This window comes from Gracilibacillus timonensis, assembly GCF_900086715.1.
In the GTDB taxonomy this organism is placed as follows: Bacteria; Bacillota; Bacilli; order Bacillales; family Amphibacillaceae; genus Gracilibacillus; species Gracilibacillus timonensis.
Genome location: NZ_FLKH01000012.1, coordinates 1,903,473 through 1,930,003, shown reverse-complemented (window position 1 = coordinate 1,930,003; position 26,531 = coordinate 1,903,473). Strand labels below are relative to the sequence as shown.

General features: G+C 35.6%; 19 protein-coding genes. All 19 read right to left on the bottom strand.

Annotation, left to right across the window (positions count from 1 at the left end; translation table 11 throughout):
- Nucleotides 1-325 precede the first annotated feature (325 nt).
- The gene (gene nagZ, locus BN6556_RS20270; RefSeq protein WP_078060189.1) at nucleotides 326-1,915 is read right to left on the bottom strand and encodes a beta-N-acetylhexosaminidase; all 1,590 of its coding nucleotides are present in this window, start codon (nucleotides 1,913-1,915) and stop codon (nucleotides 326-328) included.
- A 278-nt stretch (nucleotides 1,916-2,193) separates the two neighbouring features.
- Complete coding sequence (locus BN6556_RS20265; RefSeq protein ID WP_066195654.1) at nucleotides 2,194-3,252, bottom strand: serine hydrolase domain-containing protein; 1,059 nt, start codon at nucleotides 3,250-3,252, stop codon at nucleotides 2,194-2,196.
- A 119-nt stretch (nucleotides 3,253-3,371) separates the two neighbouring features.
- Entirely contained in the window at nucleotides 3,372-4,250 is an 879-nt protein-coding gene (locus BN6556_RS20260) for a MurR/RpiR family transcriptional regulator (RefSeq protein ID WP_066195651.1), read from the bottom strand.
- Nucleotides 4,251-4,273: 23 nt separating this feature from the next.
- A complete protein-coding gene (locus tag BN6556_RS20255) occupies nucleotides 4,274-5,221 on the bottom strand; it encodes a GNAT family N-acetyltransferase (RefSeq protein WP_066195649.1) in 948 nt (315 codons plus the stop codon).
- 155 nt (nucleotides 5,222-5,376) lie between these two features.
- Nucleotides 5,377-6,522, bottom strand: a complete 1,146-nt coding sequence (locus BN6556_RS20250) for an exo-beta-N-acetylmuramidase NamZ family protein (RefSeq protein WP_066195646.1) — start codon at nucleotides 6,520-6,522, stop codon at nucleotides 5,377-5,379.
- 377 nt (nucleotides 6,523-6,899) lie between these two features.
- Complete coding sequence (locus tag BN6556_RS20245) at nucleotides 6,900-8,474, bottom strand: extracellular solute-binding protein (RefSeq protein ID WP_066195641.1); 1,575 nt, start codon at nucleotides 8,472-8,474, stop codon at nucleotides 6,900-6,902.
- Nucleotides 8,475-8,530: 56 nt separating this feature from the next.
- A complete protein-coding gene (locus BN6556_RS20240; RefSeq protein WP_066195638.1) occupies nucleotides 8,531-9,427 on the bottom strand; it encodes a carbohydrate ABC transporter permease in 897 nt (298 codons plus the stop codon).
- 16 nt (nucleotides 9,428-9,443) lie between these two features.
- Nucleotides 9,444-10,322 carry an ABC transporter permease gene (locus BN6556_RS20235; protein WP_078060243.1) on the bottom strand — a complete coding sequence of 293 codons (879 nt, stop codon included), beginning with the start codon at nucleotides 10,320-10,322 and terminating at the stop codon, nucleotides 9,444-9,446.
- A 298-nt stretch (nucleotides 10,323-10,620) separates the two neighbouring features.
- Nucleotides 10,621-11,334 carry a PIG-L deacetylase family protein gene (locus BN6556_RS20230; protein WP_066195634.1) on the bottom strand — a complete coding sequence of 238 codons (714 nt, stop codon included), beginning with the start codon at nucleotides 11,332-11,334 and terminating at the stop codon, nucleotides 10,621-10,623.
- Between the two features lie 473 nt (nucleotides 11,335-11,807).
- Nucleotides 11,808-12,353, bottom strand: coding sequence for a glycoside hydrolase family 3 N-terminal domain-containing protein (locus BN6556_RS20225; protein ID WP_066195628.1), 546 nt, complete (start codon nucleotides 12,351-12,353; stop codon nucleotides 11,808-11,810).
- Between the two features lie 599 nt (nucleotides 12,354-12,952).
- Nucleotides 12,953-15,226 (bottom strand): alpha-xylosidase, encoded by a 2,274-nt coding sequence (gene yicI / locus BN6556_RS20220; protein ID WP_066195620.1) that lies wholly within the window; start codon nucleotides 15,224-15,226, stop codon nucleotides 12,953-12,955.
- Nucleotides 15,227-15,304: 78 nt separating this feature from the next.
- The gene (locus BN6556_RS20215; protein ID WP_066195616.1) at nucleotides 15,305-16,918 is read right to left on the bottom strand and encodes a glycoside hydrolase family 43 protein; all 1,614 of its coding nucleotides are present in this window, start codon (nucleotides 16,916-16,918) and stop codon (nucleotides 15,305-15,307) included.
- 124 nt (nucleotides 16,919-17,042) lie between these two features.
- Nucleotides 17,043-18,719 carry an ABC transporter substrate-binding protein gene (locus tag BN6556_RS20210; RefSeq protein WP_066195613.1) on the bottom strand — a complete coding sequence of 559 codons (1,677 nt, stop codon included), beginning with the start codon at nucleotides 18,717-18,719 and terminating at the stop codon, nucleotides 17,043-17,045.
- A gap of 51 nt (nucleotides 18,720-18,770) precedes the next feature.
- Nucleotides 18,771-19,655, bottom strand: coding sequence for a carbohydrate ABC transporter permease (locus BN6556_RS20205; RefSeq protein WP_066195610.1), 885 nt, complete (start codon nucleotides 19,653-19,655; stop codon nucleotides 18,771-18,773).
- A gap of 20 nt (nucleotides 19,656-19,675) precedes the next feature.
- Nucleotides 19,676-20,536 carry an ABC transporter permease gene (locus BN6556_RS20200; protein ID WP_235817587.1) on the bottom strand — a complete coding sequence of 287 codons (861 nt, stop codon included), beginning with the start codon at nucleotides 20,534-20,536 and terminating at the stop codon, nucleotides 19,676-19,678.
- A gap of 621 nt (nucleotides 20,537-21,157) precedes the next feature.
- Nucleotides 21,158-22,483 (bottom strand): DUF4340 domain-containing protein, encoded by a 1,326-nt coding sequence (locus tag BN6556_RS20195; protein ID WP_066195607.1) that lies wholly within the window; start codon nucleotides 22,481-22,483, stop codon nucleotides 21,158-21,160.
- 14 nt (nucleotides 22,484-22,497) lie between these two features.
- Nucleotides 22,498-23,163: a YesL family protein gene (locus BN6556_RS20190; protein ID WP_066195605.1), complete on the bottom strand. Its 666-nt coding sequence runs from the start codon at nucleotides 23,161-23,163 to the stop codon at nucleotides 22,498-22,500.
- A 15-nt stretch (nucleotides 23,164-23,178) separates the two neighbouring features.
- Complete coding sequence (locus BN6556_RS20185; protein WP_066195601.1) at nucleotides 23,179-24,666, bottom strand: response regulator transcription factor; 1,488 nt, start codon at nucleotides 24,664-24,666, stop codon at nucleotides 23,179-23,181.
- A 17-nt stretch (nucleotides 24,667-24,683) separates the two neighbouring features.
- A complete protein-coding gene (locus tag BN6556_RS20180; protein WP_078060184.1) occupies nucleotides 24,684-26,477 on the bottom strand; it encodes a cache domain-containing sensor histidine kinase in 1,794 nt (597 codons plus the stop codon).
- Nucleotides 26,478-26,531 lie beyond the last annotated feature (54 nt).

Sequence of the window (26,531 nt, the reverse complement as noted above, 5' to 3'; positions counted from 1 at the left end):
ATAGTTTTTTCTCGCGCATGTCAAAATAGGTTAATCCTTCAAAATACAAAGATAATCCTATTATTTAAATTTCTCCTACAATTAATCACTTTATTAACTACCATCATTTCATCTTATAGAGGATTTCAAGAAATACTTTTATATTAAAAATCTACTGATCTCAAAAACAATATTTTTATTCTAATTGTTTTATATAATAATATGTTAATTTATTATACAAACATTATTAATCTACTACGAAAATAAATTAAGTGTATTCTTACATATTATCCATTGAATCTTTAAGTAAGTCATTTTCCAACTAGTTTATTGACTTCTTTCTTACTTAAAACACATCTACTGGAAGTTCCCCTGCTGTTTCTATCTCTCCAATAATCGCTCTTAGCGCCATTGTTACTGCTGGATAGGTTGATTCGTATGTGCAAATAACAGCGTCCGCCTTGGAAAAATATTTAAGATCATATGGAGACTTCATTGCCAAACCTACGATTTTCACAAAATTAGTTTGACATGCCTGAATAAGCTCTTGCCACTTAATATCCAGTGTAAGCCCCACCGTTCCAAAAATAATATAATCAACATTCACAGATTTCTTAATCACTGCTTGCATTTGGTCTGAAGATGGCTGTGCTGACAATACCATTGTTTCTGCGTTTGGTAGATATTCTTTTATAATGGGTGATAGTATAGTATCAACCAATTGATCTTCTGCCTTAGATTTTGTTAAGCTAGCTACTTCTACAACAAGCACTTGTTTATTTTCAACGTCTAAAGGTAATACCTGCTCATTTTTTTCAACGGTGACACTGCGCTGGTAAACTTGACTGGCTAATTGTTCATGGTCGAAGCCTCCAATTAGTTGAGGATCATATTCCTGCTCTTTATCTAGTTTATAGTTATCAATCAATTCATTAATACGCATAATGGATTGATTGATCCTACCTTTCTTTATATCACCCGTCTCAACTGCTTGTTGAATCGCTTGGATTGCTTCTACTTGTTTAGAGTAGGTGTGCGAAATAATGACTAGATCTGCTCCTGCTTGAATAGCTTGAACAGCTCCTCTAGCCGTACCTATTGTATGTGATATCGCTTCCATCTCTAAGCAATCTGTTGTTACCACACCACGAAAGTTGAGTTGATGCCGTAATACATTTGTTAATATGTGTTTAGATAAGGTAGCCGGCAGATCGTGTTGTGATTCCAGAGCTGGAAAGTGGATATGAGCTGACATCACCACATCTGCGCCCGCATTGATACAATCTTGAAATGGTTGTAACTCCTCCATCCTTAGTCTTTCTATATCATGAGTTACAACAGGCATTTCAAGATGAGAATCAACCTCTGTATCTCCATGACCCGGAAAATGTTTAAGGGTTGTAATGATCCCCGCTTCTTGCAACCCCTTCATAGCTTGCTTACCAAAACTAGAAACTTGATCAACTGATTCACCAAAAGATCGAACACCTATTACTGGGTTATATGGATTACTGTTAATATCCAATACCGGGGCAAGATTCCAATTGATTCCTAACGCTCGTAACTCCTCTCCTGTAGCATAGCTAATGCGAAAGGCGTAATCTGGTTGCCGTGTGGCTGAAATTGCCATCGATCCAGGAAAAATGGTAGCTTCCTCCCCCAATCTTCGAACAATGCCATTCTCTTGGTCTAAACAAATTAATAATGGTTTTTGATATCCCGCTACTCGAGCTTCTTCTTGCAATGCGCTTGTTAATTTTTTTAGCTGTTGGGTATTATCTATATTACGGCTAAACAATATAACACCTGCTACATGATAATAATAAATAAGGTTTTTGATATCTGCAGAAACCTCCTTACCATGAAATCCAGCAATGATAAGCCTGCCAATTTTTTTCTCCATACTAGACATATAATCACCTTTTCCGTGATTCATCACATTTTATTCTAATATCATGTTATCATATTACACACGAAATTAAAATAATAATTCAATATATTTTATATTTTAACGAATTATTATTTTAAAAAATAGAAAAATAGCCTGTTATGAGGTGAGCTACTCATAACAGGCTATTACATCAACTATTATTTCATTTAGTTTTCAAGCCCTTATAAGACCTCATTGATCAAAATCTATATAACATACTCCCCGCAAAAAAATAGAACAGTCCGGTAATATACTCCTTGAAAATTCAAAAAACATACTATTTCTCATTCATCTATACAGGAGCGAATGATATTATGCACTGCAGCTCTCAAATTTAATATATGCTCCGGTATTCTACCAAAATGTACTCTGTTAGTTAATAAAATAACATGTAAGGAAATGCTCGGGTCAAACCATATGCTAGTTCCAGTAAAACCAGTATGACCATAGGATGATTCAGAAAATAAATCTCCACAAGAAGACACGGAATTATTATTAAGCAACCATCCTAAGCCTCGGAATTCATCACTAAAAGAGGTGAAATTTGTTTTCGAGAGCTTTAAAATAGCAGGAGATAAGATTTGAATTCCTTTAAACGTTCCTTCCTGTTCAACCATTGCTGCGTAATTTTGCAAATCACGAACGGTCGAAAATAGTCCAGCATGCCCACTAATTCCACCCATTGATTCAGTGTTTTCATCATGAACAATTCCTAGCTTATAGGAACCAGCTTTCTCATCATATTCAGTTGCCGCTAACCTATTGGAATCCTGTGTGGGCTTAAAGCTTGTTTCGTACATTTTTAAGGGTTCAAAAAAATTAGTTCTTACAAACTCTTCAAAACTTTGATTTGTTACTGTTTCTATCACTTGATATAAAGTAATCATTCCTAAATCACTGTATATCACCTTTGTACCAGTTTTATACTCTAATTCTTGGTTATAAATATTTTTGATAATCTTGTCTTTAGTTAATAAATGATTTAGATAATATTTTTTATGAGACGGTAAACCTGATGTATGTGTTAGTAAATCCATTATCGTTATATCTTGCTTACCCTGTTGCGCAAACATTGGTAAAATACTAGCAACTTTTTGATTTAAATATATCTCTCCTATCTCTATCAACTTTAAAATAGCAGGCAGAGTTGCTGTCACTTTCGTTAACGACGCTATATCAAAAATCGTATCTAATTGCATTGGCCTCTGCTTTGGATAAACCATCCTATATCCTACCGCTTCTTCCATCAGCATTTTACCTTGAAACGAAACACTAATCACTGCACCAGGGATATGCCTCAAATTTACTTCTCTTTTTATCAGGTTCACTACCTTTTCCCTCATCTGCCACATCCTTTCGGTTATTATGCGGTTCCGCTATTCACATTCTATTTATAGATTATAGTATTACTTTACAACAGCTATTTATCAGTTCTCATTCATTTAATTTAAATAAGATATAATTACAAATTCTTTCGTGAACTTTTCCCTTTTTCTGTTAACAAACTTATCGCTTTTCTTGTTGCCTCTAGATGTTTTACCGTATCATCATATTGTAAGGACGCAACACACATAAATAAAATATCTATCACTTGTAATTGTGCTAAACGTGAAGATGTTGCTGCACTGCGAAAAGTTGGCTCCGTTGTAGCTGAGGTATACAGATTAATATCAGCTATTGCCGTGACTTGGTTATTACCATATTTCGTAAGGCTAATAGTAGTTGAATTGTTTTTTTTCGCTAATTGAAGGAGTTTAGCTACCTCCATTGTGTTTCCTGAAAAGGAAATGCCCACAACAACATCTTCTTTTCCCGCATTTGCTACTTGAGTAGCAGCCATATGCAAATCTGTATATGCAGTACTTATTTTGTTTATTCTAAGAAATTTTTGATGAGCATCTTGAGCTATAATGCTTGAAGCACCAACACCAAAGAAATGGATCTTTTCAGCTTTTTGCATTGCTGAAACAGTTTTATCAATGTCTATCTCGCTTAGTAACTCTGCAGTTTCTTTCATCGTTTCAATACTATTACTCGTCATTTTATTTATAATAGACTTCGTTTCTTCTTTAGGTTCTATATCACTATACCCATCTACATTCCCTTTTTGTAGATCACCTGCTATACGTATTTTTAAATCTTGAAATCCGTTTAAGTTCAAGGACTTACATAGACGAATTACTGCAGCTCCGCTAGTAGAACTTCTCTTACCGAGTTCCATCGCTGTTAGCTGAATAGCCTCATCTGGATGATTAATAATATAAGTAGCTATTCTTTTCTCAGAAGGCGGGAGTGCAGCTAACATTTCTTTTAAAATCACAAGTCCTCCGTTGACAGACATAAATATCAACTCATTTCTATTAATTAAATATCTTTTTTCATCACACTAAAGGTACGACTTATTTCAAAACCTGTTTTTTTATATAAATATCCAGCTGTAGTTTTTTCGCCAGTCCATAAAAACCATGCACCATGGAGGCCCTCAGCTTTCATCTGATATAAACAAAGATTCAGCAAAATCTTTCCTAATTTTTTACCTTGTTCATCTGGGTCAATGCCGAATGGGCCAAAGCGTTCAGGTATACCTTCGTAGCCTCCATATAAGCAAAAACCGACTACTTTATCCTTATTTTTAACTATCAAAATTCGATTTAACGGAAGACCACGGAGAATTCCCTCACGTATAGCTCTCCCCCAGTCAGGATTAAATTTATTATTAGCAAATTGTATCACTTCATATAAATCTTTATCTTCTGCAAATTTAAAGCTATAACCTTCCTCTTCTCTTTTACTTAGTAACTCCTGTATCTCATTTGATAATTTAAAATCAATTAATTGTTTATCCATTGCAATAGGTGAATACATTTTTTTAAAGCCTTTAGATTCCAAAAATTTATATGCTGCAGGATAAGCTCCCTCGTCTATACCTGGCATAATATAATTAGGAGCATATGAAGCAAAAAACACGTTCTTTCTGCCATTTTTCCGCAGAAAATCTATAGCTTCATTAAGCAGTGTGGTACCTATGTCTTGATTCCTGTATACTTTTTCAACAAAAAAGAAAGGTATCCAGCCATTATCAGGTTCCAATTCTGTACCTGCCATGGGGGTGAGTCTTCTAACGGCATATACTACCCCTTTTAAATTGGTATCATCAAAAGCTAAGCGCAGACCTTTAGGATCAAAATTAACATCAAGTAAAACGAGATTCCGAAATCTTTCTGAAGTGATTGGATCTCTCCAAAGAGTTTTATTCCATAGCTTTACAATCTCTTTCTCATCTCCAGGTTTGTAATATCTATATTTGATCATTATAATTCCTCCCTTAAATGACAGCAATGCGTATTGCTTCAAACTATCTACGGATTAAAATTTTATTTTACTACATTTATCCTTTTTGCTACACTCTTAGAAATATTTATCTCGATCTTATGTTTCCCGTTTACTTTTTTAAATCATAAATTAATTTATTTATATAATAAGTACGGCTCTTTTAGTTTTTGAAATTTTTGCAGTATTCCATTGCAAGATCTTAAAAAAACCTCTGTTTCACCTTTCAGAATTAACGCTCTTAATTGTTTAGTACCAGCTAACAGATCAAAAAAATATTTACCTTGGTCATTTCTCTTAAAATAAAAGTGGTTTGGATATATCTCCGCCACAGTCTCAATTAGACTTAGTCCCACTTGTACAGAGTTAAGAACCTTTCGATCCTTAATATGTAAATGTATACCTTCACATTTTTCATTTTCATATTTTTGATAAAAAGGTGCAAATGTAGTAGGTCGTGCTAATATACCCGGATTCTTCTTTTCATTAAACTTTTTCGCTAATAACTGACCATTTATAAAAGGTGCACCTACTATTTCAAATGGTCGAGTTGTTCCTCTTCCTTCTGATAAATTAGTACCTTCGATTAAACAAGTTCCCGCATAAAGAGTACACATATCAATATTAGTAGTATTAGGAGATGGTGAGACCCAAATCAAGTTCAATTCATCAAAATATTTTTCTCTATCCCATCCTTGCATAGGTACTACTGTAAGTAAACAATTATATCCGAATTCACATTTAAACAATTGGGCAAGTTCACCTACTGTCATACCGTGTCGATTTGGAATAGGGAGTAACCCTACAAAAGATCTTACATCTGTTTCCACGATATTACCTTCTATCTTACCTGAAATCGGATTAGGCCGATCTAACACTACAAAATGTTTATTGAATTTTTCACAGGCTTTCATCATATATGCCATGGTATAAATAAATGTATAATAACGAGAACCAATATCCTGCAAATCGAATACTACCACATCAACAGGATCCATCATTTCTTTTGTCGGTTCTTTTTTTTCGCCATACAAACTATATACCGGTAGGCCTGTATAAGGATCAGTACTTGAACTTACTTGTTCACCTTCCTTTGCCTCCCCACGTATACCATGTTCCGGTGAGTATAATGTTGTTAGGTTTATTGAAGGATGTTTATACAATAAATCAATGGCTGGAATCAACTGTTGATTAACACCTGTAATATTAGTTAATAATCCTATACGTTGCCCCTTAAATTCTTTAAATTGTTCCTCAATAAAAAAATCTAAACCTATTTTCAAACCACATCACTCGCTTTTACTCGATTTTTAATAAATACTTTCATTGATAACCAAGGTATTTCTCTGCTTAGCAAATTGTATAAAACTTTCTTGAAATTCTATAAAATCTCACCTAGCAGCACCTTGACACAACATAATTGTAAATATTGACTTAGGATAGTTAGGCTAGATAACGAGAAAGCTAACCTCATTTCCAACTTCAACAAAAGAAAAAAGACTCTAATACACTTTGGCTACCTTGCTGAGCAAGCTTGTTATTACAGTCTTTTCTGATAAATCAAGGTAGCCCGCAATGTTTTTATTTTAGGATCAATCTTTTGTGATAATTCTGATCACTGATAAGTAGTTTTTTGATATTCTTTTAGTTTACCTACCAATCATTGCACTTCAGCCCAACGATCATAGGCAGCTTGATGTATTTCAACCAGTTCCTCTATACCAAGACTATTAAGCGTCTCCACGTACTGATCCCATGCTCCCTCAATTGACTCTGAACCTGTAATGAATTTTGCCTCCATTTGCTCTACGTAACTATCAATTTCTGTTTTTAATGCATTAACTCTCTGCTGTTCATCAATAGTTAAATATACTTGTGGATAAGGAGTTTCTGCATAAGGGACTAATTCTTCGTTTGCCCAATCATAAATTTCTAAAATGGCTGGGTTACCTCCTTCTTTTTCATAAAATTCTTCAGTTAAGTTCATCGGTACTAACGTTCCTACTCCTGGAGCATGTTTAGCGTTGGTTTCCGTTGTACTTAAACCGCTTTCAGATAATAATACCCATTGGTCATCATCGTTCCATTCATAAGTCTCTCCTTCTATTCCTAGTCTAGATAAATATGTTCCATCTTCAGAATACAGGTAATCTATCCAACGCATGGTTGCTTCAGGATATTCATTTTCCGAGGTTATGGCGACTCTTCCTCGATATATTTCACTATTACTAATAGTTAATTTTTCATCATTGGTAGAACTAGTCATTGGTGGTAAGATCGGATAGTTTAATGCTTCTTGCGGATCTTCAAAGCCTACCATAACAATTGGCCAAGTTGTAAAAATACCGGTACGCTCCCCTTTAGCAACAAATTGTTCCCATGTATGAGATACTATTTCATTATCTAGTAATTGCTCTTCATATAGTTTGTTAACAAATTGCAAATATTCTTTGTATTCATCTTGTACCCAAGCATAATCTACTGTTTCATTCTCTTCGAAAATTCCCTCTTCTTGGACAATTCCAAAATTAGCAAAAAGACCTTGTCTTAACTCTTCTAAATCAGTTGCAGTTATTGGTATTACCTCACCTACGTTACCCGGATCTTCTTCTTTAAAAGCTTTTAACATTTCATAAAAATCTTCCATAGTAGCTGGTTTATCCATTTCTAGCGTTTCTAACCAAGGTCCATTCATCCATAAAATTGGTGTTTTTGAGGTCGGGGATTGGTCAATTCCAGGTAAAGCATATATATGGCCATCCGGTGTCGTGATAGAAGCACGTAAATCAGGGTTTTCATCTAATAATTTCTTTAAATTTGGTGCATAATCTTCAATCAATCCCTCTAAAGGAATCAATAATCCTTGTGAGCCATAATCTACTTCTTCACCAGCTGTCAATTCCGCTCCATAATATACATCTGGTAAATCCAAACTAGCGAAAGAAAGTTGTTTATTTTGTTCAAAGTCATCTCCCGTGGATGTTTTATACTCAAAACTTATATTCATTAAATCCTCTATTTCATGAAAGAATCCCATCTCACTCCATTCCGGCTGTATTGCAGAACGTTTACCCATAATTTCTAAAGTAATTGGTTCATCTACAACAGGGAACCCTTCGGTATTAAAATTATCAGCTGGCTCATTTGACTCATCTCCTGCCTCTTCATCATTTGAACAACCAACCATTAAAATGAATAATATAAATAACGAAAAGATTAATAATTTATTTTTCATTTTATTATAATCCCCTTTTTAAAGTTTTAATTATAAACAGTTGAGCACCTATCTTTCTATTCCTTCAAGGATCCAATCATTACTCCTTTCAAAAAGAATCTTTGTAAAAATGGATAAACAATTAGTAACGGAGCTGCTGAGACAATCATTACTGCATATTTAACAATATCAGCTATTCTTGAATGCTCACTCAAAGCTTCAGCAGAACCTGATTGTTGCATTAATTCCGTAGTTAACTGCTGTTGTACTAATATTTCTCTTAAAAAGAGTTGTAATGGAAACAAACTTTTATCCTGTAAATAGATCATTGCATTGAAATATTGATTCCAATGACTCACACCATAAAACAATGCCATAACCGCTATAATAGGAGCTGATAAAGGTATTACTATTTGGAAAAATGTTCTTATTTGAGAGGCACCATCCATCTCAGCAGCTTCCTCTAAACCTCTAGGTATGGTCGCTTTAAAGAAAGTCATGGTAACAATTATATTCCACATAACTGCAGCATTAGGAAGTACCATTGCCCAAATAGTATCAACAAACCCTAAATCACGTACCAATAAATAAGTTGGAATTAACCCCCCTTCAAAAAACATTGTGAATACTAATAAAGCCATGATTATCTTCTTTCCAATTAATTCTTGTCTAGAAAGCGCATATGCCATTGGCAGTGTTATCGCTAAATTAATAAAAGTACCAAAAAGCGTATAAAATATTGTATTACGATAACCTAACCATATTTCACTATTTTGAAACACCCTTCCAAACCCTTCGAATGTAATACCCCTAGGGAAAAGCCACATTTGTCCCGAATTTACAAACTGGGGGTCACTAATGGAAGCGCTGATAATATAAATCAACGGATAAGAAATTAATAGTATAAAAAACCAAACTAAAAATTTATTACAGACATCAAATACTTTGTCTGTTTTTGATTGTTTTATTGCCATTGTGAATTCCCCCTGCTTACCATAAGCTTGTTCCTGTTCTTCTAGCCATCTTATTAAAGAAAATAAGAATCATAAAATTAATAATGGCATTAAATAATCCCACTGCAGTAGAATAACTATATTGCGCATGTAACAATCCGGTTTCATAAACATAAGTTTGAATTATCTGGGAAGATTCTAAATTCAACGCATTTTGCAAAAGCAACACTTTTTCAAAACCAATAGACATCATATTCCCCATATTTAGTATTAAAAGTATGATAATAGTGGGCATTATGCTAGGTATGTTAATATGCCAAATACGTTGCAATCTTGAAGCTCCATCTACTTTAGCAGCTTCATGTAATTGAGGGTCTACCCCTGCTAAAGCCGCCAAATATATAATTGCCCCCCAACCAAGGTTTTGCCATTCATTAGACCAAACAAAAATGGATTTAAACCAACTAGGTTCTGTCATGAAACTTATAGGTTCAAAACCTAGTAATTGAATAAAATTATTTATCACGCCTGTAGAAGGATCTAAAAAAGCTATAATCATACCTGCGAAAACTACTACTGATATGAAGTGAGGGGCATATGTAATAGTTTGAGCCGTCTTCTTGAATTTTCCATCTCGTAACTCATTCAAAGATAAAGCAACAATTATTGAAATTGGAAATAAAGCTAGTGCATATAAGTTTATTCCTAGTGTATTTTTGATTAAATCCCAAAATTGGAACGAGTTAAAGAACCGCACAAAGTGTTCAAACCCTATCCATTCACTTCCCAAGATTCCATCAATAGCTCTAAAGTTTTTAAAAGCTATTTGTAAACCATACATGGGATAGTACTTAAATATTAAAAAATAAATTAGCCCGGGAGTGAGCAGTAAATAAAGTTGCCAATTTATTTTCATTTTACGCCAATTAAATCTTTTTTTCTCTCGAGCTTTACTGCTTACACTCTGTTCCACCAATCAGTTCAACCCCTTTCCTTACACATGTGAACTCTACATTAATTTTCAGAATGTGAGTAACTTTAATGAACTTTATCAAAATACAAAAATGTGATTTAAAGAAAGTTACCAATAAAGTAATATCATTTAATAAAAATACAATGATTAAACAAGAAACCATATATATAAGCACATTACATAAATTATATTGGAAATCCCATACTTTTTTGTAATACGACAAGTATTTACAAAAAGGTAATTATAAGTCATACCCAGGTATTCCATTACCTTTATGTACATTCGTTCCTGTGGGTGTTTTTAAAGTCTGAGCATATTTAACTCGAGCCACGCAACCCCTAACGGTACCCAGCGCACTATAATAATCATAATATCTAAAAGAACTGGAGTTCATGATAAACCAATATTGGGACAAAGCTTTTAAATATGTTTCAAATTCATCTGACACATCTACAAAAATATCTGGTACATAACCTTCCATGTCTTCCCAATTTTCGCTATGTAAATATGGATAGTAATGTGGTTTTAATCCAGATAGATCAAACCCTGCTAACCCAGCTTTTAATTGGGCCGCTTGTATTAACCTCGGACATAGTGCATGATCTGAATGTATACTATTTTCCCAATGTGTAATGACAATTGTAGGTCTTAATTCACGCATTAAGGTTGCAATATGACTTATTAGTTCCTCACTGAATGATAATTCTGCGTCTTTATAATCTAAAGTAATACTTTTACCACCTAAAATTTCAGCTACTTTTTCTGCTTCCCTGATTTTTTGTTCACGATAATCTTCTACAGAAATATGTGGAGGATTACCCTTTTCACCTGCTGTTAAATGTAAAAAAGTTACTTCCCATCCTGCCTTTGCATATTTATTTGCAATCGCACCTGCCTGAATTTCCCCATCACCACAATGAGCTCCTACAACTACCAAGTGTTTTTTATTGTCCACTTCTCACCATCTCCTTTGTAATTTGTATAAAAGAACAGCTCGCTATTACATGATTATTTTTCTATTCATAATCAATTGATCACAATGCTGTCTTTTAAAATTTAGTTTATGGTTATCTAAACTAACGTTCGAGACTATGTTTACTCCTTGATCATTGTTAGCGCTTACTCATAAACTTAGCTATATCCTAACACATTTTTTTAATTAATGAAACATTAAATTAATATTTTTTTATTTTTTTAAAATTAAATTTCAATTATTCCGTCTATTAAAGATAAAGACTAAAACTATGAAATTTCCTGTGTTTCTATACAGTAGAAACTTTGCTTTTATGAAAGGAATATAGTAATCCTGTAGTACAATTACAAGCAGCTGTAAATTATAGGGGGAGGTAATAGTTTGCAAACGATATTACTTACATAATTCTTCACGAATAGTTCATGCTGTCTGTTTTTACTAAATATAACTTTCAACTAAAATCTTTGCCCCGGAAAATGTTTCAGTGTGGTAATCACACCCGCTTGCTGCAAACCTTTCATGGCTTGCTCCCCAAAAAGAGCCACTTGTTCCGCTGATTCGCCAAAAGACCGAACGCCTATCACTGGATTTTGCGGGTTATTATTAATATCCAATACAGGAGCAAGATTCCAATTAATCCTCAGCGCCCGTAGCTCCTCACCCGTAGCATAATAAACCCGACAGGCAGCCTCTGGTTGTTCTGTTGCCGCAATCGCCATTGCCCCAGGAAAAATGGTCGCCCCCTCTCCTAATCTCCGAACAATGCCATTCTCTTGGTCTAAGCAAATTAACAGCGGTCTCTGATATCCTGCAATTCGAGCCTCTTCCTGTAACGTGCTGGTGAGATCTCTGAGTTGCTGTGTATGCTGAATATTGCGACTGAACAATATAATACCGGCTACACGATAATGATGAATCAAATATTTGATATCCTCCGAAACCTCGGTTCCATGAAATCCGACAATCATTAGCCTGCCGATTTCTTTTTGCCTGTTAGACATGTAAACACCTCCCCCAAAATGAAAACGCATTCTTGTAATCACATATTACCATATTATATTAAAAAATAAAATAATAATTCAAAAATATTTTATTTTTATTGAATTTATATTTTATAATAGAGAAAAAAACCTGTCATTAGGTTTGTTATGTTTTATAACAGGTTAAATGAATGAAATAATATTTCAAAGTGGATTGAGATTTTCGTTTTAGTGTGTTAGCGTTGTGCAATAGAGGTTGCTCTAGGAGAGAGATTAAAGTATGAAAAAATACTTATGACGTTATGCAATGTCATAAGGGTTAGCTTAAAAACGAGAAACGGGCATTATTTCGTACTTTTGAGTGAATTATCCTTGTAGCATTCTAAAATGGATTTCGGCCAATTTTGCGGACCTATATGTTGAGGCCATCCCAAGTCATCCTATATTTCTTAATTTTTGTTTGTGATTACTACCTTCTATGTGTGTGTTGTGTTTATCCCGCATATACTTCATTAGAGAATCTATCGTCTTAACATCTGGTAAAGGCCAAACTCATTTATTTTCTATGAAATACCAAAAACACTCCCCTTTTCCAAGCGAGAGTGTTTTCGAGGCTAGTTTTATTTATTTTGCAATAAAATCGAAACTTCCTTATCACCAGGTTGTAATGTAATCGTTTGATCACCGACTACCTCTATTTGACAAGCCTTATCTATCCCATTCACCTGTATGTTCAATTCATCGCCTGTTCGTTCGACTGCTATGGATCCGATACTATCACCTTTTGCATTTACCAAGTTTCTAGTTACACGGTGACCTTTTTCTATTTGATACATTTTAAACGTAACTCTATCCGTGTAGTCATATACGGGTGACTCTTCATTGCCGCCAACTGGCAATACCGTGTTGGGCCGAACAAAAAGCGGTAAGCTAAAATAATCATATGTTTCTTTTATCCATGTCCCGCCTTCAACCGTTTCACCCGTTAAAAGATGCGTCCATTTACCTTTTGGCAAGTAAAAGGATCCCATGCTCTCTTCATTAAAAATGGGGGCAACGAGAATCGAGTCTCCTAACATATATTGACGATCTAACGTTTCACACAGCGGATCATCTGGAAATTCCATGATCATAGAACGCATGACAGGTACACCCGTTTTATTATTTTCTACTGCTTGACCATATAAATAAGGCATTAGTTTATTTTTTAATTTGGTAAAATGACGGGTCACGTCTACTGCTTCTTCATCAAACAACCAAGGAACGCGGTAAGAATGACTTCCATGGAAACGGCTATGGCTAGATAGTAATCCAAATGCTGTCCAACGCTTGAATACATCTGGGGTTGCTGTACTTTCAAAACCACCAATGTCATGACTCCAATAACCAAATCCTGACGTAGTTAGGGATAGACCACCTCGTAAACTTTCTGCCATGGCGTCATATGTAGAATCACAATCACCACCCCAATGCACAGGAAATTTCTGACCACCTGTTGTTGCAGAACGGGCGAACACAATGGCCTCGTCGGCCCCTTTTTCTTCTTTCAATAAATCAAACACAACGTCGTTAAACTTGTAGGAATAATAGTTATGCATTTTCTCTGGATCTGATCCATCAAAATAGACCACATCGGTAGGAATACGCTCACCAAAGTCCGTCTTGAATGAATCTACTCCCATATCTAATAAAGATTTCAATTTCTCTTGATACCAGCGACAGGCATCCGGATTTGTAAAATCAACAATCCCCATTCCAGCTTGCCACAGATCCCACTGCCAAACATCTCCGTTAGCTTTCTTGATCAGATAGCCTTTTTCCATTCCCTCATCAAAAAGGGGTGACTTTTGTGCAATGTATGGATTAATCCAGACACAAATCTTTAACCCTTTATCTTTCAATCGCTGTAACATACCTTCTGGGTCAGGGAAATTACGACGATCCCAGATAAAATTACTCCATTCGAATTCTTTCATCCAAAAACAATCGAAGTGAAAAACGCTAAGCGGAATGCCACGCTCTGCCATTCCATCGACAAAATGATTAACGGTTTCTTCATTATAATCTGTTGTAAACGATGTAGATAACCATAAACCAAATGACCATGCTGGCGGTAATGCTGGTTTCCCTGTTAGTTCTGTATAACGGCTAACTACCTCTTTTGGCGTTGGGCCATTAATGAAATAATAATCTAGATATTCGCCTTCGACACTAAATTGAGAGCTTGATACCGTTTCGGATCCTAACTCATAGCTCACTTCTTCTGGATGGTTTACGAACACGCCGTATCCTTTACTACTCAAATAGAACGGAATATTTTTGTAAGATTGTTCGGAACTAGTCCCACCATCTTTATTCCAAATATCTACAGACTGGCCATTTTTCACAAATGGCGTGAATCGTTCACCAAGACCATACAAATGCTCTCCTACTCCTAGACGTAATTGTCCTCTCATATAGGTTTTATCTGCAGGTCCATTAATCCATGCAAGACCTTTGCTCTCCGTGCCTGTTAATATACTATTTCCATTTTTGAAGGATAAGGAAAAATCTTTTTTTGTTATTTGAAGTGTCAGCTTTCCACTCGTAAACGTCACATGATCCACCGCATCTTCTACCTTAATTGATTTTACTTCATCCGCGACATCGAAATTCGGATAAGTTGCTTTTCCACCTTTAAAATGCCATGTTTCTACACGGATCACTTCATCTATTGGAGTGGATATTTGAATCGTCAACAGCGGTCCGTCTAATGTATCTCCTCGGTGATTGATATGCTTACACGGTGCGTATAATATTACGTTGCCATCTTTCTCTTCTATTTCATGAATTATTTTTGGAAAATGAATGTCATAACCTTCTCGTACCATCCAATTACCATCTGTAAATTTCAATACGGTTCCTCCTCATATACTATTCATTTCGAATTAAGGTACTTTTATTTCGCTTTATGAATTTTATTCTTTATATTTTTAACTTGGGTTTCTATTCTTCACTTGATATTCGAACCAATCAAAATCTGCTGCTTTTCCACTCCCAGACATATCTTGACAACAAAGTCCCACCATGGCACCTGTGAACCAACCATGATAGCATGCCTCGTCTGACAGTATACTTGCGTCCAGTTCTGGCCCTATTTTTTCATATCTTTCGCCGTTATCGGAATAGAAGAATTGCAGCTTTTCAAATGCAACCTTTACTTTTAAAAAGATTTCTGCTTCACGAATCGGAATAGGCTCTACTGGATATTCAATTTTGCGATTCTCACTCTTCATAATGCTCAGGCATCTGCCTATTTCTTCATCAAACGTAATGTGTACATAATAAAAATTATCAATATCGTACAAACAAATTAAACCTGCCATCTGTTTAAAATGTCGAGGTTGAAATTCGATTTTTGTACCTGCCTCCATTTCAAATTCCGTCCACCTTCTTGCGATAAGACTTTGGTTAAATCTTGACGACAAACCATCTCTTCCAAACAGTCGAAGGTACCCTGGACGTTCCATAAGGGAATAGTTTTGATCTGTTAATGGTTTTCTTAAACTCTGATATTCCAAATTTAACTCCGTTGTATCAAAATGGTCGATGGAATTCTTTATTGCAGCGGAATGTTCAGCTACACCATTCCATACAATCTCTTTTTCCGGAAGGTTCGAACCATTTTCCAACTGCAGCCAACCATCCTCCGTCCAATATACTTTTTGCAGTGCAGTTTCTCTGCCGAGTGTATACCTCCGTTTACCAGGGAGCTTTATATGATCATCTGGATTAGTGGCTTGCAAGGGTCTTCCACACAGGTGAACAATATACCATTCGTTATTTGGCGTTTGTACTAAATCAGCATGACCTGCCTTTTGTATAGAATGTCCTGGAACATCCCTTGAAGTTAAAATAGGATTTTTCTTATATGCAACATAGGGCCCCCAAATACTTTTCGAACGAAGGATGGATTGTCCATGCCCCTCGCCAGTTCCTCCCTCCGCTGCAAAGAGATAATAGAAATCCCCACGCTTATAAATATGTGGACCTTCTAAATATCCGTGTTCTCCTTGATAAATATCAACCATGGTGCCTACCATTTTCTGTTGATTCGGATCATACTCCTGTAGTAGCAGTCTGCCGCCATATTTTTGAGGAACTCGATGATCAGTAACCATACTGACAAGATACTTCTTACCATTAGGATCATGAAACATGGATGGATCAAAACCAAAACTATTCAATGCGATCGGTTCAGACCAAGGCCCTTCTATACTTTCTGAAGTAACTAAAAAATTCTTCGTATCTTGCATATTACAATAAAAAGATGATACTACTGTATATACTAAATAAAACAAACCATTGTCATAAGTTAAGCATGGCGCCCATATTCCCTGGGAATCCCCTACTCCCGTTAAGTCCAATTGTGACTTTCTAGTTAATGGGTAAGGTAGTAACTCCCAATTTTTAAGGTCTCTAGAATGGTGCAACCGAACTCCTGGCCACCACTCAAATGTCGATGTTGCGATATAGTAGTCCTCTCCTACCCTAACGATAGAGGGATCAGGGTGAAAACCTCTTAGAATTGGATTTTCTATTTTCATACTATCACCTCCATTTTCTGAACGTAAAAATTCCACTCCAATTAAATCTCTATTGTCTGTAAAGCCATTATGTATATACATGAGGCCTGATACCACAAGTGCGGAATCAGGCCAATCATCATCGTTAATTCGTACCCCAAAGCTCCATTGTATCTTTCGTTTTTTGTGTCATTTCTTCATTAGCCTTTTCAATATTCATTGCTTCCAATTCTTCAATCATTGCATCCCATGAGGCATCAAAATCTTCTGGTGCACCTAGAACAGCTTGCGTGATTCTTTGTTCTGTTAAATCATCTGCTTTCTGTTGAATGATTTCCAAATCACTACCTGATTGAATCGTGTAGTTTGCAGCCGCACCATGCTTGGAAACACCTAATTCTTCTGGCTCTGGGAACCATTCAATCCAGTTGTCGATACCGTATTCAGCTGTTACTTCTTTTTCGGCTTCGTTAAAGTTATCAATAATGTCTTGCTCAGAATCAGGTGTAATGGGTTGACCATCTGAGTCTAGTGCCCCATTACCCCATTGTGGGAATGGATAGACATAATAACCTACACCTGTTTCTTTTGGATAGTCAGCATCCGTATTTTTTCTTTCCCGATCATCTTCATGCATCACACGTTTGCCATCTACCACGTCATAATTCTCACCTTCAATCCCCCAATTAACCAAGATTTGTGCCTCTTCCGAAGCCATCCAATCGAGGAATTCAAATGCTTCATCTTGATATTCACTAGTGGAAGAAATGGAAATACCCCAACCACCAGCAAAGCCATAATCTTTCAAACCTTGAGATTTGTATTCTTCACCTAAGGTAACTGGTAAAGGTGCATAGGTCCTCCACTCTTTCCCATCCGCTACAAGTGCCGCATCTGCATCTCCAATGTTCCAGCTCTGATCAGCAATACTCAATACACGGCCAGAAGAAAGTTTAGAGATATACGTGTCATAGGTGTGTGTAAATGATTCCGGATCCAATAACCCTTTATCATTCAATCCATTTAACCATTTAAAGTATTCTTTAAGCTCTGGTTTTAAGAATTTATAAGTCGTTTCCCCTGTTTCATCATCAATGGCCCATTGTCCATCATCAGGGATTCCCGCTGCAAATCCTGATGGGTTACCAACTGTAATTAACCAACGCCAGTCACTGCCTAATAAAGATAGTGGAATCGTTTTTTGGCCATCAATTTCTGGGTACATTTCATAGTAATCCGTAATGGCCGCTTCAAAATCTTCTAATGTGTTTATTTCCGGATAACCAAGTTCACGCAGTACATCTAATTGGATTTGGAACGTACCACTCGTTTCCCAACGCGCTTCTTCAACACCATACGTACCAACATTATAAATACTTGGATCATCTACTGAGTTACGTAAACGATCAAGCTGGTCTCCATACATCGCCTTGAGATTTTCACCTTTCTCTTCAATCATATCATCTAACTTAATAACTCCCCCTGCTTCAATCAGTTTGCCGATATCACCTTTGGCAAAGATTAAATCGGGATACTCACCACTTGCAATCATCAGTGGAACGGTTTCATCATTACCCCCTACCGGATAGTCCATTTCTAATTTAATACCTGTTTCTTCGGTGATTTTTTGTGCAACTGGATCATCAAACGTCTTTTCTTCCCCATCTGCATTAAAAAACGTTAATGTAATTGGTTCATCCGATGAAGCATTATCATCAGATCCACTACCGTCATCATTAGCATTTGAATCATCGCTACAAGCAGCTAACAATAATACGCCTAGAATAAATAATAAACACAAAATTGGCAGCTTTCTCTTCATGTTACTTTCCCTCCATTTTTTTATAAATTGTATAATGACTTGCATTTATACCTAGCTTTTAACAGCACCAATAGTCAGACCTGTTACAAAATACTTCTGTAAAAATGGATAAACGACTAGAATAGGTACCGTTGCAATAATCGTGATCGCCATCTTAATCGATTGTGGGTTTGTTTGTCCCGCAACGACTTCCGCATTTTGAGACGTTATATCACCACTTGAAATATTAGCATTATCCAGGATCTTCATTAACTCAAATTGCAGTGTTGTTAATGCGTCATTACTTCGAGCGTATAAATACGTATCAAACCAATTATTCCACTGACCGACTGCCAAAAACAAGGCAATCGTTGCAATCACTGGCAGACATAATGGAATAATAATACGTGTGAAGATAACGAAATCATTGGCTCCATCCATCTTCGCCGATTCTTCCAGTGCTTTTGGTAAATTATCCATAAAGGAACGGATAATAATAACGTTAAATGCGGATAGCAGCATAGGCCAAATGTACACCCAAAAATCATTGATTAACCCAAGCTCGCGAATTAACATATAATCTGGGATTAACCCTCCACTGATAAACATCGTTAATACTAATAAAAAGCCGACAGCACTGTTGAATATGAAATCTCGTCTACTTAATACGTAAGCAAGCATCGTACTCGCAATAATACCGGTAATAGTACCTACTACGGTTCGCAAAATCGACATTAAAAACGCTTGAAACAATCGATCATTACTGCCAAAAATCTCTTGATAGTTAGCAAAGGTAAAATCTCGCGGCCAAATATGGATTCCACCTCTGGCCGTATCCACCGCATTGTTTAGTGAAATCGCTAAAATGTTTAAAAAAGGATACAACGTAATAACTAGAATAAATATCATAAATAACGTTAGTACGATATCAAATGTCGTCCACTTTCTTTTGCTCATCTTGAATGCACTCCTCTCTACTAGAATACACGACCTTCACCTAACCTTTTGGCAAAGCTGTTACAAATTAAAATGAGAATGACACTCACCACAGACTTAAATATGCCAATCGCGGTACCAAATGAATATCGGAACATACCAATACCATAATCAAGTGCGTATAAATCAATAACAATCGATTTTTCATATACAATATTGTTACCTAGTAACATCTGTTTCTCAAATCCAATATTAATTAAGTTACCAATATTCAGAATAAGAAGGACAATAATAACTGATCTAATGCTCGGCAATGTGATATGCCACATTTGACGAAATCTACTAGCCCCGTCTACTTTAGCAGCCTCATATAATTGCGGGTCAACACCAGCCATAGCAGCTAAATAAATAATGGCATTCCATCCTGTTTCTTTCCAGACATCAGCAGCGGTAACAATTCCCCAGAACATTTCAGGTTTAGCCATAAAATTAATAGGTTGATCAAGAATCCCAATCGAAACTAGAAAATTATTAATAAATCCATCCGTCGATAACATGGTAATAACAATATTTGCTACAATCACCCATGACACAAAGTGTGGTAAATAAGAGATCGTTTGGGTCCACTTCTTTAACGCCATAAATCGTAATTCATTTAAAAATAAAGCAAATAATATAGCGGTTAATGTCCCGAATACTAATCCGAGCACTCCCATTCCCAATGTGTTTTCAAGTGCACGGTAAAACATTGGTTCATTAAATAGCTCTTTAAAATGCTTCAACCCTACCCACTCTTGTTCAAAAATACCAAGTTGAGGTTTGTAGTCTTGAAATGCCATCGTCCAGCCAGCAATTGGGATATACTTAAAAATAATTAACCAAATAACAAAAGGTAATGCCATCAGCAATAAAGCCTTTTGTTTACTTACTCTTTTCCAGAACCCTCCATTACCAAGTTGATTGGATATCTTATCACCTTTTACAGAAGGAAAGCCTGGCTTCACCTGGGTGCTTAGCACAGGGTCCGATCCAGATGGGTTCTGTTGTCCCTTTGTCGTATGTTCATTTCGACTCATCTTTTTCTCTCCTCACCTGTCAAACTTTGATTGTAAGCGTTTTTCTCTCTGTATTTATTATATTAGAAACCGCTTTCCCAAAAAACATACCAAACGGGATATAAAAATAGGTAAAAAAGAGAGGTAGGGATATACACATATGTCATTGGAGCGTACTTCTTCACTTCAAAAACGCGGAACAAGTAAGTTTTTTCTCGCATGGTTTCCTGCTCATACTTCGTTTGATCCATTCGCATAAATGGATCAAGAGCACCTATCCGATGATTTCATTCAATTTATATAATCAAAAACGTGGATTACTTGTTGGCAAGATAATAATGCCTTGAGCTCTGTATGCTAGCAATTCATTCGATTGTAGTATTACATCATCTGTCTTATCGGTAAAGTCACCCATGCATAGGGTCAAGAAAACCCCGCTGCCTATAAAAAGAAGCGAGGTTTTCTTCCCTATAAATCTTGCATTTTTTGTATAAGCTGATTCACTTTTTCTGTTTCTATGAGGAAATCTGGTTGGTTATCTCCTTTACTAACCGCATATTGACTATCTGACATTCGGATAAACTGAATCTCTTTCGTGATGTCTCCCAATATATACTGTATGGTGACCTCTGCCTCCGTTGTATGGATATCCTCTTCTATTTCTTCGTCCACGCTTAGTGCAGCCAATTCTTTATAAACATCTCGAAATGCATCCATATCCAATGCGTCATCCTCTTTATAAACCGTTGTTGCTACCTCATCATCTGCTATTTGTTCATGCTCCATCATAATAGAAGTGTCCTCTTCCGGCGTTTCGATGATTAATTCATCGACCACCTCCAGCGCTACGATTTCTACAAAATGATCGATCATATCAAACGCCTGATAGCTATACGGATCTAATAAATCAGTAGAAACAGTATACACTTCTTCCGACTCCTCTAGCCTGACATAATAATGGTTATCGGCCGCTGGGTTTCCGATTATCAACGTTTCAGCAGCTTCATCATTTGAAAAAGTAACAGAAAAATTAGAATCGGCAAAACCATAATCCCCTTCGTCCATCACGGTTTCTGAGGGTACTAATTGATCTATTCCCAGTAACATAGCCTCCATTTTCGAATAAGCTATACTGTATATCCCATGATAGGGTTCATGCATATACCAGCCACTAATATGTGCACGGGCTTCTTCTTCAGAAAAAGGTGCTGCATTTCTCATCAAAAGTTCTTCCGACCCATTATTAATTCTTATTTCTTCTACTGTTTCCGAAGACAAAGATAAGATTTTATTGTCGACGAGTTCCTTTTTTTGCAAAGGTATTGTTTCAATAACTGCGCGATCAACGAGATAAATTTTATCTTGCTCTTGTTGTTTTATATAATAGCGGTCCTGCTGAGCATTTAATTGACCGACGGATATTTGTTGATTTTCCCCTTCTTCATTTACGAATGCTACCATTACATTAGGAAAATCAAGATTTACTTCCTTTGCTTCCACTTGAGATTCTTCACCCGTCATTTCTCTCATCGATTCTACAAAATGATTGATCTTTTCTTGATCTGCTGGTCTGTCTGTCCCCTCTATACGCCACGCATTATCTTCTTTTTCTAACGATACATCTTCATTAGCATATACCTTCACACGATTGATTTTATCAAAATCATTGATGAGTTGACCTTCCTCTGCTTCCTCCCCTCTTGTTGTTTCTTCATTATTTGTCAAAAAATAGATAGATGCACTTGCCACGATAATCACTATGAGAATGGTTAGCATAATTGTTGTTTTCTTCATAAATAAAATCCCTCTCATTTTTGTCCTAGATCCCGTTCCATTAATTGTAATGCTTTTCTCATGTTAAACATTAAAAAGTAGGCAACTATACTCATACAAAACCAAATCGTAATACCTGGTGCAAAGTAATAAATAATGACTAAGGAAACGAGGGTAGACATATGAAATAAAGTTGTTTTAAAATATCGGAAAATAGCGTAAATAGAAACAAGGTACAAGTTTTTTAATTTCACTTCAAATCTAGTTAATATCGGAAAAGCATACAACATAATAAACAATGAAAATAACAACATGATCAAAAATACTGGTGATAACATAGCAAAATATTGATTGGCATAATAAATATCGATGATTAAAATAGTCATGACCGTCCATTGGACAAGCCAATATTTCGTGCCTATTTTGAAATTTTTCTTATAATATGCCCAAAAATCTTTCGTCGGCATTAAGTCCTTTTCTCGAATTAGTTTTCCCATACTGGCATATAACGCTGCAAAAGCTGGGCCAGCAGGTAGTAATGCGATATAAAATAATAATATATTAGCAACCGTTACCTCAAAAAGAAGGAAGACAATCAAAAATAAACTATTGGCGATCATAAAGTGTAAATTGATCATCATAAAATAATAAATATATAGAATCCCTTTATATAATGGTCGATCTGTGGCTAGTTGTAACATGCCTATCCCCCCTCGTCACTTGAATGCTTTCCTATACGTCTTTTGAAACTCTTTTGGACTCACACCGACATTCTTTTTAAATTTTTTATAAAAATAATCATGATTGGTGTATCCCACCTTCTCTGACACTTGGTACACCTTCCAGTTCCCTTCCATTAAAAACTTTTTGGCTTTTTCTGTTCTAATCCTATCTAAATAGTGATAAAAGTATTCACCGGTTTCCTTTTTGAATTTTTTCCCTAAATAACTGGGGTTATATTTAAATAAATGAGCCATTTTTTTCATATTTAAGTCTTTATAATAGTACTGTTCTACATAGTCCTGAACCTTTTCAATTATATTTTCTGTATTACTTATAAAAGCGTTCATTTCAGTGGAAGTAGTCCATAAAAGTTCTTTTATATTGGAGAGTAATGCTTGCAAGTTATCTGCTGAAGAGATGATGGAAATAACATGTTCATTACTAGGAATCTGTATATCCTTGTTTTCATACTGTAATTTCTGATAAAGACTTTTAACCATATCTAGCACTTCTGTTATCATACGATCTTTGGAAAAGCGTGTAGCTTGAAAATGTTTCTCTAATAACTGTATATGCCTTTCTATTGCCTTTTCATCTTGAAATTCAATCGTACGAGTCATCGTATTCAGCCATTCATCCCTATTAAATCCTGTTTTTGAGATCTTTTCTACATCTTGATCTGTTAGAATAATTGCTTTGCTATGACTATATCGTAACGCTTCAAGACGAGATAGTTGTTCTATGTTGTCCTTCAGTTTATCGATTCCACAGGCCCCTTCTAACAATTGAAATTGATGAGCAATATATGCTAAATCGTGACTGATAGCTATTATAGACTGCTTCACTTCTTCTAATGTTTGATTTCGAAATAATAAATATAATTTGTGTTCATTCCAAATGTATCTGTATACTTTTTTTGCTATAAAAGGCATGTGTTTTTCCAACATAGCCTCTTCATTAGTCATCAGACTCGCCAAATGAAAGCTATCTGCTTGAAAATAACTGCTCCAATCGGAATCAACTTTTTTCCCGAACAAAAAGTTTTCCCATTGTGACGCTTCATTTAATTCCTTAAACTCCTGTAACTGTTCATTTAATTGATTTTCTTTTAACCACTTCATTCTAATCTGTTGGATGAGAGGAATTAATTCTTCTTCATCTACGGGTTTTAGTAAATAAGATTCCATGCCCAGACGGATAGATTGTTGCGCATAAGAAAAGTCAGAATGGCCAGATAATACAACAAACTTACTGGATATTCCTTCTTTATTTGCTTGTGAAACGACCTCAATTCCACTGAGGCCAGGCATTTGAATATCTACAAATACAAGGTCGGGGCGATAAGCCCTGATTTTCTGCAAGCCTATTTTGCCATTTTCTGCAGAACCGATTACTTGATATCCGTATTTCTCCCAATCGATGACAGAGGCCATTCCTTCTCGAATGAATGGTTCATCGTCTATAAAAAGAACCTTCAACATATCCATGCCTCCTCTTCTTAAAGATGATCTTCTTTTATTTTTGGGATATGTAAAATCATGGTTGTCCCTATACCTTTAATACTTTGCATCTCTAAACCATAGTTATCGCCATAATGTAACCTTATTCTTTGATGTACATTATGCAAGCCAATTTGATTCCCATCTGAGTGGTAATCTTCATCATCTATGATCGCTTGCAGTTCCTGGAGTTTCACTTTGTCAATCCCTACACCATTATCTTGTACTTCAATTCGTATAACATTATCATCCTCTTCCATAATAATGTTGACAAATCCTGCTGTTTCTTTTTGTTCTAAGCCATGAATCATGGCATTCTCTACTAATGGCTGAATAAGTAATGGAAATATATAAAAAGAGGTCACCGATTCTTCGATTTTCATATTATAAGAAAATTTATCTCCAAACCGAAGCTTTTGTATTTCTAAATAATTCTTAATTAAATCAATCTCTTCTGTCATTGGAACAGGACGATCAGTGCGTTCTAAAGCAGAGCGCATCATTTTGCTTAGCATCTTTACTAACTTTGCTACTTCGGGATCTTTGTTAATGACAGCCTTCATGCGTATCATTTCTAATGTATTGTAAAGAAAATGGGGATTGATTTGGCTGGCAAGCATTTTAAAATCCATTTCCTTTTGTTTTCGCTTCCATGTTTCTTCTTTGATTTTATGGATATAAACTTCATCTATAATATTTTGGACACTCTTTGAAGTAGTTGCTAAATCTTGATATACTTCACTTATTTCATCATGACCTTTTATGCTCTGGTTCACTTGGAAATTACCCTTGGCCACTTGATACATGGTTTCTCTTAATTTTTCGATTCGATTATGAAAACTACGGATGAATATACCTATTAATATAAGTGATACCGATAAAACACTGATAATGACAAGAAAGCTTTGGGCAAATATTCGATTCGGCTCTTCCATTATTTCTTCAACGGGAATAATGGAAGAGATTTCAAATGTATTGTTTATGGATTTGTTTGGTCGGAATTGGTGCACATTAATTTTCACTTGTTCCTCTCTAAACTCTGTATCAATCACCTTGTTCTCAACGCCTTCCAGCTCACCCATTAAGAAAATAGGATGTTCCCCAATATTATTTCCGCTGGTATTATAGACAATCGTCTCTTCATCTAATGAAATAATCGCTTGATAAGGTTCTCCTTCAAATACAGATTTCAGCATATCTGGTGAGACCGAGATGGCTAAGACCCCTAAAAACTCATGGTTATTACCATATACAGCTCTTGTTAACGTTAATAATTCCTCTTTCGTCCAATAATCTTCTTTATATACCCAGGATAGCTGGCCGCTTTTCGAAAGGGCTTCTTGATACCATTCACTTCCCCGTATCCATGCATCTGCATGAATAAAATGAGAATCCGTAATCATCTCTTTTTTCATAAAAAAATGAATATTTTCGATTTCATCATAATACTTTAAAAAATCATCAAATACCGGATATTGATTATAGGCATTATAGGTGTCTAAAGGTGTTTCGTACTCATTATAGAGCAGCGTTCGCAAATTTTGATTAAGATAAACCATGTCCGCAATACTTATCACACGATTAAAAATCGTTTCCAAACGTAATTCTATCTTGTCAACATTCGCTTCTGCTTCATTTAATGAATTATTTAACACAATATCCCTTGTTCCATAATTTAAATATAGCCCTACTAGAATAATCGGAATAGCTGTGACAAGGAGATAAATACCTAGTAATTTATGCTTCACTTTTAAATGTTCCATGAAATGAACTATTTTTCTCTTAAAGAACACTTTCTCGCCTCCTGTCACAGCTAGTATTCATTATTCCTATTTTAACGAAGGAAT